The organism is Pseudoalteromonas sp. MM17-2 (assembly GCF_022347945.1).
Lineage (GTDB): Bacteria > Pseudomonadota > Gammaproteobacteria > Enterobacterales > Alteromonadaceae > Pseudoalteromonas > Pseudoalteromonas ruthenica.
Genome location: NZ_JAKRFV010000007.1, coordinates 33460 through 50535, shown reverse-complemented (window position 1 = coordinate 50535; position 17076 = coordinate 33460). Strand labels below are relative to the sequence as shown.

Below are 17076 nucleotides of genomic sequence, written 5' to 3'. Positions count from 1 at the left end.
AGACAGGAGTCAGTGTGACGCTTTTCTGATTTGTGTAATTCCTAAAGCGATAAAGGCTGCAGATACTGCAAACAAAGAGAGAATATTGCCAATGAATGCGGCGCCAGCAAAAGCGATTGCGCTGGCGATAAATAAGTATCCAGATATCTTCATCATAACACGTCCCTATATGGCTGAAGTAAGTGATAACAGTGACACACAGCGTTCGTAAACCCCCTTTACAATTCATGAAACTGTCATCTTAGAACCCTAAGCTATGCGCAAAAAATAATGACTTAGGGTTTTTATGACATCGCATCATTCTCAGGGCTTTATCGAACGCCTACAGCAATTACAAAGCTTAGCGCAAAATAAGTATGGGATCGAAATAGCTTCGGAAAAATTTATCGCTGATGAGAGTTATCGGAAGCTGGTACTGAATGAATTAAGCCTATTGGGAGATAGTGAGTTAAGTGCCGTCATATCCGCTATGCAAGATATGCAACAGCAGCAAGGGGCATCACCCACTACTGGCGCAAGCGAACAAATCAGCAAAGATAAAGCCACCACGCCGCTGTCACTTATTTTTGCTGGGGTAGCTGTAATCCTTGCGCTCGTCGCCACAGGGTATACCTTTTACGTCAACCAAGAGCCTGACATCGCCATGGCCTCGAAGCCAGCGGCACCAACAGAAGTCACCACAGCTCAACAGCCTACCGACAATGGCAGGCCTCAAGAGAAAGAGCAACAGCGAGCGCAACTCGCATTTCGTATTCACGGTTCCAACACCATTGGTGAAAAGCTTGCTCCAGCCTTACTCGAGGGCTACCTAAAGGAGCTCGGGGCAAAGCAGTTTAATTGGCGTCAAGGCGAAGTCAGCGTCGAAAGAGAGCTGCACTATCAGCTCGATAGCAAGCCATATTACATCGAGTTGCATGCGCATGGCTCAAGCACTGGTTTCGCAGACATTGAAGCCGGTAAAGCAGATTTAGCAATGGCTTCACGCAAAGTTAAAAGCAAAGAAGTCGATAAGCTTAAAGCGCGTTTTGGTGATTTCAGCCAAATAGGCAATGAGCACATTATTGGCCTTGATGGATTAGCCGTTATCGTTAACCAAAATAACCCTGTCAGCCACCTATCAACGCAGCAATTAGCTGCGGTTTTCTCCGGTAAAATAAGCAATTGGCGTGAGCTTGGAGGCCCTTCTGAGGCCATTAATCTATATGCTCGAGACGCCAAGTCTGGCACCTGGGACACCTTTAAGAACTTAGTGCTTAAAAAGCATCAGGCGCAGTTAAGCCCGCTTGCCCAGCGCTTTGAGTCAAGCTCAGTGTTATCTCAAAAGGTTTCACAAGATGAGTACGGCATCGGCTTTATAGGGCTGAACTACATCCTTCACAATAAAGCAATAGCGGTCTCTGAGGGAGCTCAAACAGCGCCTATCTACCCTACTCGCTTTACTATCGGTACTGAAGATTATGCGCTAGCACGTCGACTTTACGTGTATACACCGACCACGGCATCGATGTTTATCAAGAACTTTGCTCAGTATGTCATTTCTTATGCCGGGCAAGAGATAGTCTCCGATACGGGTCTTATTTCGCAGAATATTCATGTTGAGCAAGTACAGCCAATGACTGAAGCGCCCTCGGTATATAAGCAGTATGCTAAACAAGGTCAGCGATTATCACTGACGTTTCGTTTTGAGCATGGAAGCGGTCAGTTGGATAACAAAGGTAAGCGCGACCTCCAACGTTTGCTCGATTACCTTGAAAGTCATGCCCAAAAGCGCGTAATACTAATGGGGTTCTCTGATAACTCCGGGGATGCAGGGCGCAATAAAACGTTATCTTTGCAACGTGCCCGTTCTGTAGAGCAGGAGCTCACCGCTCGCGGTGTGGCGGTCTTCGACACCCAAGGTTTTGGTGAGGTTTTGCCTGTTGCCAACAACCAAAGCAAAGAAGGTCGAGAACGTAATCGTCGCGTTGAGGTGTGGGTGTTGTAATTATTCTGTCATCGATAGCTGCTACTTTAGTTGCTGATTTAGGAGGGGATATGTTTGCCATATTAACGGATCACTATAATCTTACCGGCGCCTTTGCCCGCTTAAGTATGGTTGAAGCCATGCGTGTACAACGCAATTTAGATCAGGTTTTTACCGACTTAAAGCTACCTTCCGATGCGCTTCTTAACCGTATGCGCGAAGAAGGGTTACTCAAAGACGCGATAGCGGGTGTTAAAAAACCGCATACCGACGCGAGTGAATCCGTGATTCAGAGTCACCTCGGACAACTCTTTTTAGACTATCACAAACTCAAAGCCACCTTAGCCAAGCTTAGCTTGGCTGAGCAGGTTGCTTGCAAAGAGACATTTACGATTGCTGCTAAAGCTTTAAATCTGCCCTCTGCAGATTTAGCTGCGATGATGGCACAAGAAGGTGTGTCGGTAGAAGCTATGGTGCCTAAAGACCCTCAACAAGAGCGTATTAACGCTGTCCGTGAGCGATTAAATCAAGCTGCGTCACAGCAACAGAGTGATGCTCAGCGCGTGCGTGATCGTTTGAACTCATTGATTGAGGAGCAAAAAGACCCAAAGGATGAAGTCGTAGATGAAGGGGCTCAAGTCGTGCCACTGCGTCGCCAACAAGCATAAGAACAGGCCTGTTAACTCAGTTTTGCACCGCCTTTTAGGCGGTTTTTTTATACCTAGAGTTAGTAAAAAAGTGATTTGTCCCTGTCGTTTAGTTAGTAAAAATGTGGTCTGTGATAAAAATAAAGCTCAATACAGTTGGTAAAAAAGTGGTTTATACCGCTGTAAAGGCCCAGTAACCTCTTTAATAAAGCTTCCCTTGGGGAGATGAGCTCCGCCTTGTTTGCACTAAGTAAAATGCTGATCCAAAAAAAGGGCCGATAACGGCCCTTTCACTGGCAACACACCTTTTGGTTTAGAACTGGTTCATGGTATTGGCTTCGCCGCCTGCTTTGAGTGCGTTTTCGCCGCAGAAGTATTCCTTGTGGGTATCACCAATATTTGAACCCGCTAGGTCTTGGTGCTTCACTGAGGCTTGCTCTCGACGGATCTCCTGACGTTGTACATCGCGCACGTAGGCAAGCATACCTAAGTCGCCAAAATACCCTTCGGCAAGAATATCGGTGCTGAGCGCTGCTGTGTGGTAGGTGGGTAAAGTGATCAAATGATGGAAAATACCCGCCTCACGTGCTCCGTCACGCTGGAAGTTTTGCACATGATGATCCGCTTCTTTGGCTAGTTCTGAGCCATCGAGGCTCGCATCCATAAGCACTTTAGGATCTTGGCTTGGGTCTGGATAAGCACTTAGGTCGCGGCCATCTTGTTGCCATTGGCTATACACCTGCTCACGGAACTTCAACGTCCAGTTAAATGAAGGCGAATTGTTATACACCAATTTGGCGTTGGGAACCTGCTCGCGAACGCGGTTTACTAGCTCCGCAATTTGCTCTACATTCGGCTTCTCGGTTTCAATCCATAGCAAATCGGCACCGTGTTGTAAGCTTGTGACACAGTCTAGTACTACGCGGTCTTTTTCCGTACCGGCGCGGAACTGATATAAGCCGTTGTCTAAGCGCACCGGTTTACATAGCTGACCGTTGAGCTTAATGGCTGTTTCACCCTCTAATAGATCATCCCCCCCAGAAATAGGTTGGGTATCTAAGAAGCTCAAGTATTGGCTAGCCAGATCTCCGGCTTCCTTGCTTACTGGAATTTTCTGGGTCAAGCTCGCACCTAATGAGTCGGTGCGCGCAACGATGATGCCATCATCAACACCTAGCTCTAAAAAGGCATATCGAACCGCATTGATTTTGGCCAAGAAGTCCTCGTGGGGCACCGTTACCTTACCGGCCTGGTGACCGCACTGTTTAGCATCGGATACCTGATTTTCAATTTGAATTGCACAGGCACCGGCCTCTATCATTTTCTTCGCTAATAGGTAGGTGGCTTCCTCGTTACCAAAGCCGGCATCAATATCGGCAATAATGGGCACCACATGGGTTTCAAAGTTGTCGATTTGTGCGGTGATAGCTGCAACATCGCCACCTTGGGCCTTGGCCTCGTCCAGTGCCTTGTATAGATGATCAAGTTCACGGGCGTCGGCCTGTTTTAAGAAGGTATAGATCTCTTCAATAAGCATAGGCACCGCCGTTTTTTCGTGCATACTTTGATCCGGTAATGGACCAAACTCAGAGCGCAGTGCTGCCACCATCCAGCCACTAAGATAGACATAGCTGCGCTTAGTGGTTTTTTGATGACGTTTAATGGCCATCATCATCTGTTGCGCGGTAAACCCATGCCAACAACCTAAGGATTGCGTGTACTGGCTTGAATCCCCGTCGTAAGCGGCCATGTCCTCGCGCATCACCTTAGCGGTGTATTTAGCGATATCGAGACCGGTTTTGAAGCGGTTTTGAAGCTGCATACGCGCTGCATATTCCGAATTAATCCCTTGCCACTGCGGTAGGTTGCTCTGACGAAGGCTGCTTAACGTGTCGATGTGTGCGTTGTAGTTTGTCATTATAGGTATCCTTTGAACGGGTAACTGTTTAATTGCTCCAAAGCCAATGTGAGAGTGCTCGGTGCGTTGTATTTTTACCCTAGGACGAATTGGGGTGATTTATTAAATTTATAGTTATTATTGTGGCTATATTTTCAGTGAATGGTGTTTGGGTTCACATCAGCGCTTTTTCAGTTACAGTGAAATGACTAACTTCTTCGTTTAAAGGAAACGCACATGACCCAGCGCATCTCTCACAGCGGCTTGGCTATTGATGCTCAGCTTTATCAATTCATAACTGAGCAAGTCCTGCCGCACACTGAACTCGATACTGAACGCCTGTTCGCGGGTTTGGCCGATATCATTCAGCGCCTTACTCCCATCAATAAGGCATTACTGGCGAAGCGGGATAGTTTGCAGAAGCACATTGACGGTTATTATCAGAAAAATATTAAAGATAACCATGATGAATATACCCTGTTTCTAAAAGACATCGGTTATTTGCTAGAGCAACCACAGCAGGTTAGCGTAGAAACCGAGGGTGTAGATGATGAAATCGCGCGCATGGCTGGACCGCAGCTTGTGGTGCCAGTGAGTAATGCACGCTTTGCCCTAAACGCCGCCAACGCCCGTTGGGGCTCCTTGTATGATGCACTGTATGGCAGCGATGTGATCAGTGAGGAAGAAGGCGCAGAGCAAGGTAGCCAATACAACCCTGTGCGCGGTTTTAAGGTCATGGCCTATGCGCGACAGTTCCTAGATAAAGCGTTACCGCTCAAAAGCGGCTCACACATTGAAAGTACCGAATATGCGATAAACAATGGCGAGCTTGTGGTTATTTTGGGTGACTCTCAGCAAGTAACCCTCGCTGAGCCCTCGCAGTTGATTGGCTATCAGGGTCAACCTGAGCGCCCGACTGCGTTGCTATTTTGTCATCATGGCCTGCACTTTATTATCGCCATCGACCCACACAACCGCATCGGCCGCGACGACAAAGCTGGCATTAAAGACATCGTACTCGAGTCTGCTCTAACCACCATCATGGATTGTGAAGACTCTGTCGCTGCCGTTGATGGCGAGGATAAAACACAAGTTTATCGTAACTGGTTTGGGCTGATGATGGGAAACTTGAGCTGCGAATTTTCCAAAGGTGGGCAAACTCAAACACGGCGCCTTAATAGGGATCAACATTTTACTAAGTTAGATGGCTCGTCGCTGACCCTTCATGGCCGAAGCTTGATGTTTGTGCGCAATGTCGGTCACCTGATGACAACACCCGCGATACTAGACAGCGATGGTAACGAGGTATTTGAAGGCATATTGGATGCGGTCTTTACTAGTTTGTGCGCACTTCCCGAATATCACAGCCGCTCCGAGTTAGCTAACTCGCGCACTCAGAGTATTTATATCGTTAAGCCTAAAATGCACGGCCCCGAGGAAGTGGCCTTCACCGCACAGCTATTTAGTGAAGTGGAGGTTTTATTAGGTCTTCCTAACAATACCTTGAAAATGGGGATTATGGATGAAGAGCGACGTACTTCGGTGAATTTGAAAGCCTGTATTGCGCAAGCGAAACAGCGAGTGGTCTTTATTAATACCGGCTTTTTGGACAGAACCGGCGATGAGATTCATACCGCTATGGAGGCCGGTGCGGCATTGCCAAAATCGGCAATTAAAGCTCAGCCTTGGATAGATGCCTACGAGAAACGCAATGTTAGTATTGGCCTAGAATGTGGCTTAAGTGGTAAAGCACAAATAGGTAAAGGCATGTGGCCAATGCCAGATAAACTGGCGTTAATGATGGAGCAGAAAATCGGCCATGTGAAATCGGGTGCCAACACCGCCTGGGTGCCCTCCCCGACTGCCGCAACCTTACATGCCCTTCATTATCATGATGTTGATGTATTCGCGCAGCAAAAGACATTATCAGCACAAAGCCAGCAGTCCTTTAGAGACTTACTCACACCGCCGATTGATAATCAGCAACAACTCAGCAGCGAAGATATTCAGCTCGAACTCGATAATAATGTTCAAGGTATTTTGGGGTATGTTGTGCGTTGGGTAGAGCAAGGCGTTGGTTGTTCAAAAGTGCCCGATATCAATAATGTCGGCTTAATGGAAGATCGCGCGACATTACGGATTTCTAGTCAACATATTGCTAATTGGCTACACCATGGTATTTGCACCGAAGAGCAAGTCCTGAAAACCATGAAGCGTATGGCTAAGGTGGTTGATGAGCAAAATGCGGGCGATAGCCAGTATAAAAATATGGCTGATAGTGAACAAAGTTTGCTTGATAGCTTAGCGTTTCAAGCTGCGACAGATTTGGTTTTCAAAGGTAGATCACAGCCCAATGGCTATACCGAGCCGCTTTTGCATCATTACCGCCGACTGTTCAAAGAACGCCAAGCGTCGATGTAAAGGGCCTTTACAGCAATAAAAAAGCCGGCATATTAGCCGGCTTTTTTATTAACGCTATTAGTTATTAACAATGGCGTTGTGATAGACATTTTGTACGTCATCACAATCTTCCAACATGTTCATAAACTTCTCAAAGTTGGCGATATCATCTTCGTCGGTGATTTCAATGTGTGTTTGTGGCACAAAGGTAATTTCGTCAACATCAAAGTTAATGTCTGCAAATGCTTCTGTAAGTGCTGTTTTCGCTTTGAAGTACTCGGTATGCGGGGCAAATACAGATACTTTGCCGTCTTCTACTTCGACATCTGTGACGTCAACATCAGCCATCATTAGCGCTTCCAACACTTCTTCGTCATCATCACCTTCGAAACCCAAAATGGCGAGGTGATCAAACATGTGCGCAACGCAACCTGGGTTGCCGATCTTGGAGTCGGTTTTGGTAAACGGTAAGCGTACGTCTTTAATGGTTCGATTAGGGTTATCAGTAAGGCAGTCTACAATAACCATGCAGTTACCTGGACCGTACCCTTCATAACGTGCCGCAGAGTAATCTTCACCCGCACCACCGGCTGCTTTTTCTATCGCCTTATCAATTACGTGAGCGGGTACTTGATCTTTTTTAGCTTTATCAATCAAACGGCGTAGAGAAAGGTTTGCATCTGGGTCAGCACCGCCATTTTTTGCAACGACGTAGATCTCTTTACCGTATTTTGAGTTTACTTTTGTTTTTGCCGCGGCTGTTTTCGCCATGGCGTTTTTACGAACTTCAAACGCTCTGCCCATTTTCAATCTCTCAAGTTTGAATTTATTTCCTCACTGGATTTTAACAACTCGCAGCACATTGGGCTAGTGCCATGTTTACATAAAAGTGCTGCTTTGTTGGTCAAACTTTTTAAATGAGGTTATTTAACATAACTTGGGAAGAGGGAAGGCAACTCACTGAAACAGCGAATGATATGATCAGCTTGATGTGCATAATCAGGAAGCGCTTGGGGCGCATATAAGCAAGCACGCATATTGGCGTTGCGCGCCGCTTCAATATCGTATTTATAATCACCTACGTACACCAGCTCGGTTGGTGCCATTTGCCATCGTTCGGCTATGTGAAGCAGTGCACTGGGGTCCGGTTTTGCGGGAGCATCATCACGGGTCAAAATCAGCTCAATTGGCAAAGGGTTGCGTTTTACTTTGATGGCCGTTGCTTGCTGACAGTTACGGGTGACGATGGCCATCGGAATATTGGCTTGGTGTAGCCTTTGCACTGCTGCCTTAACCTCTGGTAATAATTGAGATTGCTGCGCATCGGCAAGTTCGTGGTCGAGTATCACTTGCTCTGCTCGTTGCCGCCCTTCGCTATCCAACGTACTAACAAAGTCTAAAATATCGATATCAGCGTGGCAGTTGAGTTGTTCACGGATGCGAGCAAAATTCAGTATAGAGCTGAATAGTGTGCCATCCATGTCAAAAATGACGCCATTAAGAGAATGAGGCTTGCTGCTTGGCATTGTATTTCCTGTAAACTATATGGTTGCAATGATACGACCTTGCACCGCTATAAGCGCAACCATAGCAGGAAAAAACGCGCACATCGACATCTTCCCTGATGTGCACGCTGGTTGGGGGAAGCGCTTAGAAGGTGACGCTATGCCACTGGTTCTGGCGTTCAAAGTACAAAGTTCGCACTTTGCCTTTGCCCTCTATATTGACCATATTAATTTGCGCAGGCCACAGTTCATGTAGTGCCCCGTGCGTCATTTTCAGGCCCTTCAGCGGCTGCTTTGGCATCGCTGCCTCTTGGTACACCCAAAAAAACTTACCATCCACTTCAAAGCCAACATTGCTCAACTGCAAAGGCTGATCGTTGGGGTCGGTTATCGCCACTTGTTCGGCTACATAGTCGGCAAATTTTTGTTGGTCATTTGCATGCTTTAACATATCGGCTTGATTGCCAAATAGGTCTTCGACGGCATGCTCTGTGTCATGAAGATAAAATCGATGCATCAGCTCAATATGTTCAGTGCGTTGATTGAACAGCACGGTGGTCACCGAGTTTTTTAATTGGTGAGCCAAGCTGGCGCTGCTAAATAGCAGCACCGATAAAAGCACGATAATACGCATTATGGCTGTTGTTCCTCTTCGTTAGCCTCTTTGAGCTCGGTTTTAACATCGTGCATGATGTCACGACTGACCTTGGCCTTGCTCTTCTTGCGCTTGTAGGTCTCGATACGCGATTCCATGATACGTCGTGGGTAATAGTTATTAGACACATCTACATCTGCGGTTTCCCAGCCCGGGTCGACGGCTATACTGGCAATTTCTTTACCCTTGTCGGTCACTATCAGCTTTTCCACCTGTTTGGCATTACGGCGCCAGATTTCGGCTGGAATGTAACGTTGCTCTGTGGTGCCATCGGTGTAGCTAAGCTCGAGTAAAATGGGCATAACCAGGCCGCCCATGTTGCTAAATTGCATCACGTAATAGTTGTTGTCCTCGGCTACTGCTCTGTCTAAGGTGCGACGTTCCCATGGATCTAGCTTGCTGAGCATCTTTTGATAGTCATTACGCTCTTTATTGGTCACGGTGAAGCGATCGTTACTGTCGTAAAAGTCGCGTACATCGGGGTTTTTATCTATCCACAAGTCACGGCCCTCACGCTTGTTGCGCTCAACAAACAATGACGTCGGCTTATTTTTCTCAATCTCACGCAGGCGGTTAAAATCGACATCTGGGTTCATGGTGTCCAAACGCAGCTTGTATACCTTATCTAAAGCGATATCGACGTGATCGGTGCTATAGAACCAGCCTCGCCAAAACCAGTCTAGGTCGACACCTGAGGCTTCTTCCATGGTGCGGAAAAAGTCAGCGGGAGTGGGTCGTTTGTATTTCCAGCGGTTGGCATATTCTTTAAAGGCAAAGTCAAATAACTCGCGCCCTAAAATTACCTCGCGGAGAATATTAAGGGCCGCTGCTGGCTTAGTGTAGGCATTGGGCCCAAGGCGCAGCACACTGTCTGATTGTGTCATAATCGGCACTTGATGTTCAGATTTCATGTACTCGACAATATCGCGAGGCTCTACTCCCCAAGGAATATCTGGATCCCACTCGCGTCCAGCAACTCCGTCAAGGAAACTGTTTAATCCCTCATCCATCCAAGTCCATTGACGCTCATCTGAGTTAACGATCATGGGGAAATAGATGTGCCCAACTTCGTGTATAACAACACCAATGAGAAAACGTTTCTCTGCTTGGGAGTAAGTGCGAGAGCCGTCATCGCGCAACTCCGTGCGTGGCCCGTTGAAGGTGATCATCGGGTACTCCATGCCGCCCACAGGACCATTTACTGATTGGGCGACCGGATATGGATAATCAAATGAATAGCGAGAGTATACCTCCATGGTATGGATCACCGCTTCGGTGGAGTATTTTTTCCATAGGTCGCCGCCCTCTTTTGGATAAAACGACATCGCCATCACCAGCGGTTGTTCGTCGCCACCTTGATGATAGCCTTTCGCATCCCACATAAATTTTCGTGATGATGCCCACGCAAAGTCGCGTACATTATCGGCCTTAAAACGCCAAGTCTTGGTCTCTTGTGTGGCTGATTTTTCGTTCTCTAAGGCCTCTTCTTCGGTCACGATAAAGACCGGACGCTCAGCATTTTTTGCCTGTTCTAAGCGTTGGCGCTGGGTGCGGTTAAGGACCGAGCCTGGGTTATCCAGGGTACCAGTCGCGGAGACAATATGATCTGCCGGCACGGTGATTTCAACATCATAATCGCCAAATTCTAAGGTGAATTCGCCACGCCCTAAAAATGCTTTATTGGTCCATGCTTCATAATCGGTGTAAGCCGCCAAACGCGGAAACCACTGCGCTAACAAAAAGATGTCATTGCCGTCTTTTTCAAAGTGTTCATAGCCATTGCGAGCGCCCACGGCGTCTTCTTCAACAATATTAAACGCAAAGTCCATGCTCAATTCGGTACTTTGTCCTGGTCTCAGAGGCTGGTTTAAATCGACGCGCATAAGGGTGTCGACAACAGTGGCTTTGAGATCATCCCCGTCCTCATCTTTGATATTGCTGAGCACGAACCCCGGCTCATTGTCGGCGAGAAATTGCATGCGTCGCAGGGCCGACAAGCTCAGCTTACTGGGTTTACCTACAGGCTGAGCCTCAAGCCCAGACTTGAAGGTTTTACTGCGCTCAGCAATTGAGTCTGCCTTATATATATTTTGATCTAGCTGGAGCCACAAGTAACGCAGGGTGTGCGGAGAGTTATTGGTGTACTCGATACGCTGACTGGCACTCAAACGTCGTGCTTTTTCATCTAGGGTGACGTCTATATCGTAATCCACTTGCTGCTGCCAATAATTTTCCCCCGGGGCGCCAGCGGCACTTCGGTAGCTATTTGCAGTAGGCAGGGACTCGTCTAGTTGGCGAAACTTATCTTCGAAATTCCCCTTGGTTTGCATTACATTGGCCATCACCCCTTGGCTAATCAAAGTGAGCGCCCCAAGCAGAACTAAGGTTTTATTATTTTTATTCATCATAAACACAGTGTTTTTTGCTATTTGTGACACTGTTGCAAAAGTAGCCAAATGCTGCAACTGAGACGCGATGAAGTGCATACAAGCGCGACCAATCTAATGCTAAAAGTGGTATAAAAAATGCTGTAGTTATTATCTGTAAAGGGGGTTTCCAGTTTTTTTCGTGGGATTTTCCCATTAAAGGTTGCAATTGCATTTTAATTAATTTTAGAATCCCCCACTTTTTTAATTCGTGAACAATAAAAACAAGGATTATCAGCCTAACAAGTCGTGCTTTGACTGGGCTGAAACATAAAGTAAGCGATAGGAAGTTCACTCAATTCGCTCACATAGCAAGGTATAAAATTGGTGGTGCTATGGATTTTTATGTCCTCAAAAAGAAAGACGAGTTAATAGCCATTCCTGCAAATGAGCAGCATTGTAAACAATACTTAGACAATGGGTATTTTTACATTGATAAAGTGGCAGCATGTGATGAAAACACCGCAATTCGTCGTTTAAAAGCGAAATACCAGCGAAATATGCGTTTGCCTTTAACCGCATTAGCGATAGTAATACCGGTTATTATAGTTACTTGGTGGCAAGTAACACACTGACACAAGCACGCTTAAACGCGTGCTGTTCCATGCTATAGTGGGCGCAATAGCAAATAATTTAACGTACTGATGCGCTTACTCCATACCTCTGATTGGCACTTGGGTCAGCTTTTTTATGAGCATACTCGAGTGCAAGAACATCACGCCTTTCTAACCTGGCTTATTGGTGAATTAAATCGCCAAGCTGTTGACGTACTGTTGATTAGCGGCGATATCTATCACACTGCCACTCCGCCAACACAAGCGGAGAATCAGCTTTATGAATTTGTTAAAGCGGCTAAGGCGGCCTGCCCTACCCTACATATAGTGATTATTGCCGGTAATCATGATAGTGCGAAACGCATTACCACAGCACAGCCATTACTGGCACAGTTTGACACTCATGTAGTCGGTCGCTTTGATTTTCAGCGGCCCGAGTTGAGTGTCATTAACATTACTTGTGGTGATCAGCACTGTGCGATTCTTGCCTTGCCCTATCTGCGAGCCAGTGATATCCCTGATGCACAAATGAGTTATGCTCAGGCGGTCAAAGAGGCCTACCAACTTATGCTTGAGCAATGTCAGCTTGAGGACGACTCCAATGTTATCGCCATGGGCCATCTACATGCTCGGGGTGCCACTGTCAGCGAAGACTCAGAGCGCGCTTTAGTTATTGGCGGTGAAGATGCCATTGGCGCTGATGTTTTTCCGCCCCAAGCCTGTTATGTTGCCCTCGGCCACTTGCATAAAGCGCAAAGTGTTAATGCTAAAGAATACATTCGTTACAGTGGCACGCCCTTCGCGATGTCGTTTTCGGAACGTCAATATCATCACCAAGTTTTGCTGTTAGAGGTACAAGATAATGCCTTGCAAAGTGTCAACCCCCTTTACATTCCTCGGCATCGGCAATTACACCTTGTTCCCGAGGCTACCCTACTGCCGCTAGCTCAAGTATGTGAGCAGATTCGGCAGTTACCCGGCCCTGATGATGAGCAAGGGTACATTCGCGTTCGCCTCTCGAGTAAAGAGCTTGCCACCGACTTTCGCGAGCAAATCGAGCTTGCACTTCAAGGCAAAGATTTACTTTTTTGTGGCGTGGAACGGGTGCGCTCGCAACGGGAGAGTAAAAACGATGAACTTGAACTACAAGACTTATCGCAAGTAGAGCGCCTAGACGCTGCGCACTTATTGAGTGAAGCCGTCAACGAGCATGATGAGCTTGAAGATCACGATATTACCAATGAGGTTAGAGACTTGTTTGCGCAGTTAGTTGAGGATGTTGAGCAGGAGGGGAATAATGAAGATTAATCGCCTGCAAATTCATAATTTAGCATCATTATTAGACGCAGACATCGATTTCAGCCGCCCTCCCCTGCGTGACGCTGGTTTGTTTGCCATAACTGGTGACACAGGGGCTGGAAAAAGCACTATATTGGATGCGCTGTGTTTAGGCTTATATGATAAAACCGCCCGGTTGAGCAATGAAAGCACACAAAAAGTAGACTTTAATGGCGACAATGTGCGCCTCAATGATCCGCGCCACCTATTGCGTCGTGGTACCGGTATAGGATGGGTCAAAGTTGATTTTGTGGCTATCGATGGCGCTCATTATCGCGCTCTCTGGCAAGTGAGCCGAGCACGTAAAAAACCAAACGGTAAATTACAAGCACCCACTCATGCACTTTACCTTATGCCGCAAGAGCAGTTGGTGAGTGATGGTAAGCTCGAGACAAAAAAAACCATTGAACGGTTAGTTGGGCTTAACTTCGAGCAGTTCACGCGGGCGGTGATGCTAGCACAAAATGAGTTTTCTGCTTTTTTACGTGCGCAAGGCGATGAGCGTGCAGTATTGCTTGAGCGTTTAAGTGGTACACAAAAGTACTCCGTTGTAGGTCAACGCGTGTATTCTGGTTACAAAGCCAAGCTTAATGACGTCGAGGCATTTAAGGCTTCTATGGATACGGTTGATATTCTCGATGAGCAACAATTACAGGAGCTTAACGAGCAGCAACATCAGTATATCGAGCAGCAGCAACAATGCCAAAAACGACGAGAACAAGTTGCTAAACACCTCCAGTGGTTCGCAGCTGAGCAACAATTACAACATGAAATCGCTGACCTTCAACAGCGTATACAAACTACGAGTAACAGCCTAGAGCGATTAGAACCCAGGGTGAGAGAGGCTCAGCGAGTTAAGCAATGTTGGCAAATTGAAGATAACCTTACTTCCACAGCACGATTGCAACAGCGTTTGGCGCAGCAGCAAACTCGCCAAGAAGAGCTAACACGCAGTGATGCTAAAAGTGTATGGCAACACGGCGAACAGCAGCAACAATTAGCACAACAACAGCTGCGCCATGCGCAACAGCAATATGCGCAGCGCAAAGAAAAACTCAATGCCGCCGTGGCACTGGATGTAAAAATTGCACAAAAGAAGGAGGTGCTCGCGGCAAAACGCTCTGAGTTCGAGCAGACGAGCGCACAGCAGCTGCAATTGACGCAGCAAAGCCAAAACCTCGCTGCACAAGTGGATGAAAGCAATAGACGCCTTGATGAATACACGACGCAATTAGAATCACAACCTTGGCTCGCTGAGTTAGTAAAAAATTGGTCTCATTACCATCATCTTTGGCAGCGTATTAATAGTTATGATGCTACATATAAAGAAAAAAACGAGCAGTTACAGGCATCTAATAACGAGCTTTCGAAGCTTGATCAAAGCCTTGCCACACTCAATGAAGAAAACACCACATTCCAGCAGTCGATACAAGCACTTGAGCAGCAAATAGTAAGTTTACAGCCGCAGCCTGAAGCCTTTTCTGCAACTGAGCTTCAGCGCCAGTTAGGCACATGGCAACAGGCCTTGGAGCGTTTTCAACAATGGCATAGTAGTAACCGTCAGCTTGTAACTGTGCGTCATCAACAGCAATCTCTTCATGCAGAGCTTGAACAAAAGCAACAACAGCTGCATGAGGCTTCGCAACATCACTCAGTTTTAGAGCAGCAATTGTCGCATGCACGCCAGGCTTATGAGCAGGTTAAACTGCGTGCAAGCGAGCAGATCACGCATTTACGTACTCAGCTTAAGAGTGGTGATCCTTGTATGGTGTGTGGTTCTGAACATCATCCTTTTGCAGAAAATGATGACAATAATCATGCTTTTGCTGCGTTATTAGCTGACTTTGAACAGGCTTACGCAACGGCCCAAAAGAATCTGGATCAGCATTATACTAAGCGGCATGCTTTGCAAACCGAGATCCAGTTAGCACAGCAACAAATTGATAATGTCAGCGCTACTGAGCAACAGCTGAAGTCGCAGCTACAACAATTCGCGCAGCAGTTAGAGCCCTTTATTCAAGGTAAATCCCTTGATGAGCTTAGCGATCAGGATTTTACTAAGCCCATTGCGGATATCCAACAGCAATATCAGCAGTTGGAACAGTTAGAGCAACAGTTAGTAAAATTACGATCTGAGTTAAAGGTTCAGCAACAAAATAGCGGCGAATTGCAGGGGCAATTACAAAGCTGTGAGCAGCGACGTCAGCAACTGCAGCTACAAACGCAGCGTCTTGCTTACGAACTTGAAACTGAGCAGCAGCAATGCCAGCAGAGCATCACAGAGCTACGAGAGCACTTCAGTGAAGCGCCATGGTGGCAAGATAGTCTGCATCAGCTTGCGCGACTTTGGCAGCAATTGGTTGAGCAAAAACAGCAATTTGAGCAGCTGCAAAATGAGTACGCCCGAGCCCAACAACAGGCTACGCAGCTTAATCAGCAGCGAGATCAGATTTTTACTAAGCTAGAGTCACTGCAATCTCAGCAGCAAAAGCTGGGCGAGCAACTGCAAATGCAAGAACAAGAGATCACTCATTTACTAACCGAGCGCAGTACTCTTATAGCTCATGGGCAAGATCCCAAAGCGCAACTAGAGGAGCTGGAAGAGTCCATCGAAAAGGCTCAGCAGACACTAGACACGCAACAAGCAGCGTGTCAGCAGCAGCAGCGCCGGTATGAGCAAGAGCAAAGTGAATACCAGCACTTAGTAAAAAATTGTTCCCAGTTACAACAAGACATTGAAGAGTTAAAAAAAGCCTTTGATGTCTGGTACCAGGACTACAGAGCCTTTGATGAGGCCTTAACAATTGAGCAGATCAAAAATTTACTAACTCAAGACAAGCAACAAGTACAAGCAGTACTCACTGAGCATGCAACATTAGAGCAAACCCAAGTGCGTTTTCAGGCTCAGCTAGAACACAGTGAGAGTCGCTTACAACAGTTAGTAAAAAGCCGTCCGGACAAAAATTTAACAGAGCTTGAAGCGCAAAAGCGGCAATTGGATAAGCAGTTCGATGACAGTCAGCAAGCCTTAACCTTACTCGGTGCACGACTAGAAAATCATCGGCAAAACGTCGAACGCTTAGCCGAGCAAGGAGAGCAGTTGAAAGAGCTACAACAGCAACTTGCTACTTGGACTACCTTAAACAGCGCACTAGGTGATGCCCAAGGGAAGCGATTGCGAAACTTAGTGCAAAGCCAAACTTTGGCTATATTGCTTGGCTACGCTAACCAACATTTACACGCCTTGTCGAAGCGCTACCGTCTCACTCGTATTACGGGCACGCTCGATATAGCTATCATTGATCACGATATGGCTGATGAGCAACGCAGCGTGAATACCCTCTCCGGTGGTGAATCTTTTTTAGTGTCATTAGCTCTCGCCTTAGGGTTGGCGTCGCTATCGTCCAATAAGGTCAAAATTGAGTCCTTGTTTATTGATGAGGGGTTTGGCACATTGGACAGTGAAACATTGAGCATTGCTATGGATGCACTTGATAACCTGCAAGCGCAGGGCCGCAAAGTCGGGGTGATATCGCACATACCGCAACTTACTGAACGTGTCGCAACGCAGGTGAAGGTACGCAAACGCCCCGGTGGTTACTCTGTGGTGGAGTGTGAATAATCATTCTTAGTTCATGTGCTTGCGCTATGCTAATGAACACAGTCATCGCTGTAGTCGATATTAAATCAA

Annotated in this window: 12 protein-coding genes; 6 read left to right on the top strand and 6 right to left on the bottom strand. The window is 46.8% G+C overall.

Annotation, left to right across the window (positions count from 1 at the left end):
• Positions 1–9: 9 nt before the first annotated feature.
• The gene (locus MHM93_RS07690; RefSeq protein ID WP_239448567.1) at positions 10–156 is read right to left on the bottom strand and encodes a hypothetical protein; all 147 of its coding nucleotides are present in this window, start codon (positions 154–156) and stop codon (positions 10–12) included.
• Positions 157–286: 130 nt separating this feature from the next.
• On the opposite strand from MHM93_RS07690, the gene MHM93_RS07685 reads away from it, so the two are divergent.
• Both MHM93_RS07685 and MHM93_RS07680 read left to right on the top strand, forming a co-directional pair.
• Positions 287–1984, top strand: a complete 1698-nt coding sequence (locus MHM93_RS07685) for a phosphate ABC transporter substrate-binding/OmpA family protein (protein ID WP_239448566.1) — start codon at positions 287–289, stop codon at positions 1982–1984.
• Between the two features lie 50 nt (positions 1985–2034).
• A complete protein-coding gene (locus MHM93_RS07680; protein WP_239448565.1) occupies positions 2035–2631 on the top strand; it encodes a hypothetical protein in 597 nt (198 codons plus the stop codon).
• A gap of 292 nt (positions 2632–2923) precedes the next feature.
• On the opposite strand, the gene MHM93_RS07675 is transcribed toward MHM93_RS07680, so the two are convergent.
• The gene (locus tag MHM93_RS07675; RefSeq protein ID WP_022943532.1) at positions 2924–4528 is read right to left on the bottom strand and encodes an isocitrate lyase; all 1605 of its coding nucleotides are present in this window, start codon (positions 4526–4528) and stop codon (positions 2924–2926) included.
• Between the two features lie 216 nt (positions 4529–4744).
• Between MHM93_RS07675 and MHM93_RS07670 the strand changes: the two genes are divergently transcribed.
• On the top strand, positions 4745–6928 hold the full coding sequence (locus MHM93_RS07670; protein WP_239448564.1) for a malate synthase G: 2184 nt from the start codon (positions 4745–4747) through the stop codon (positions 6926–6928).
• A 57-nt stretch (positions 6929–6985) separates the two neighbouring features.
• Here MHM93_RS07670 and MHM93_RS07665 read toward each other — a convergent pair whose 3' ends face one another.
• From MHM93_RS07665 to MHM93_RS07650, 4 genes are all read right to left on the bottom strand, one after another.
• Positions 6986–7711 carry a YebC/PmpR family DNA-binding transcriptional regulator gene (locus MHM93_RS07665; RefSeq protein WP_045980020.1) on the bottom strand — a complete coding sequence of 242 codons (726 nt, stop codon included), beginning with the start codon at positions 7709–7711 and terminating at the stop codon, positions 6986–6988.
• A 119-nt stretch (positions 7712–7830) separates the two neighbouring features.
• A complete protein-coding gene (locus MHM93_RS07660; RefSeq protein WP_045980021.1) occupies positions 7831–8433 on the bottom strand; it encodes an HAD-IA family hydrolase in 603 nt (200 codons plus the stop codon).
• Between the two features lie 124 nt (positions 8434–8557).
• Positions 8558–9046, bottom strand: a complete 489-nt coding sequence (locus tag MHM93_RS07655; RefSeq protein ID WP_239448563.1) for a DUF6702 family protein — start codon at positions 9044–9046, stop codon at positions 8558–8560.
• Entirely contained in the window at positions 9046–11472 is a 2427-nt protein-coding gene (locus tag MHM93_RS07650) for a M1 family metallopeptidase (protein ID WP_239448702.1), read from the bottom strand. The genes MHM93_RS07655 and MHM93_RS07650 overlap by 1 nt, the downstream gene beginning before the upstream one ends.
• Positions 11473–11828: 356 nt before the next feature.
• Between MHM93_RS07650 and MHM93_RS07645 the strand changes: the two genes are divergently transcribed.
• The 3 genes from MHM93_RS07645 (at position 11829) to MHM93_RS07635 (ending at position 17007) form a co-directional block, all read left to right on the top strand.
• A complete protein-coding gene (locus MHM93_RS07645) occupies positions 11829–12068 on the top strand; it encodes a hypothetical protein (RefSeq protein WP_022943526.1) in 240 nt (79 codons plus the stop codon).
• 69 nt (positions 12069–12137) lie between these two features.
• A complete protein-coding gene (sbcD, locus tag MHM93_RS07640; RefSeq protein ID WP_239448562.1) occupies positions 12138–13355 on the top strand; it encodes an exonuclease subunit SbcD in 1218 nt (405 codons plus the stop codon).
• Complete coding sequence (locus MHM93_RS07635) at positions 13345–17007, top strand: AAA family ATPase (RefSeq protein ID WP_239448561.1); 3663 nt, start codon at positions 13345–13347, stop codon at positions 17005–17007. The genes sbcD and MHM93_RS07635 overlap by 11 nt, the downstream gene beginning before the upstream one ends.
• Positions 17008–17076 lie beyond the last annotated feature (69 nt).

Coding starts and splice junctions, on each gene's coding strand:
- MHM93_RS07690 (WP_239448567.1), bottom strand. CDS start 156: ATGATGAAGATATCTGGATACTTATTTATCGCCAGCGCAATCGCTTTT.
- MHM93_RS07685 (WP_239448566.1), top strand. CDS start 287: ATGACATCGCATCATTCTCAGGGCTTTATCGAACGCCTACAGCAATTA.
- MHM93_RS07680 (WP_239448565.1), top strand. CDS start 2,035: ATGTTTGCCATATTAACGGATCACTATAATCTTACCGGCGCCTTTGCC.
- MHM93_RS07675 (WP_022943532.1), bottom strand. CDS start 4,528: ATGACAAACTACAACGCACACATCGACACGTTAAGCAGCCTTCGTCAG.
- MHM93_RS07670 (WP_239448564.1), top strand. CDS start 4,745: ATGACCCAGCGCATCTCTCACAGCGGCTTGGCTATTGATGCTCAGCTT.
- MHM93_RS07665 (WP_045980020.1), bottom strand. CDS start 7,711: ATGGGCAGAGCGTTTGAAGTTCGTAAAAACGCCATGGCGAAAACAGCC.
- MHM93_RS07660 (WP_045980021.1), bottom strand. CDS start 8,433: ATGCCAAGCAGCAAGCCTCATTCTCTTAATGGCGTCATTTTTGACATG.
- MHM93_RS07655 (WP_239448563.1), bottom strand. CDS start 9,046: ATGCGTATTATCGTGCTTTTATCGGTGCTGCTATTTAGCAGCGCCAGC.
- MHM93_RS07650 (WP_239448702.1), bottom strand. CDS start 11,472: ATGAATAAAAATAATAAAACCTTAGTTCTGCTTGGGGCGCTCACTTTG.
- MHM93_RS07645 (WP_022943526.1), top strand. CDS start 11,829: ATGGATTTTTATGTCCTCAAAAAGAAAGACGAGTTAATAGCCATTCCT.
- sbcD (WP_239448562.1), top strand. CDS start 12,138: ATGCGCTTACTCCATACCTCTGATTGGCACTTGGGTCAGCTTTTTTAT.
- MHM93_RS07635 (WP_239448561.1), top strand. CDS start 13,345: ATGAAGATTAATCGCCTGCAAATTCATAATTTAGCATCATTATTAGAC.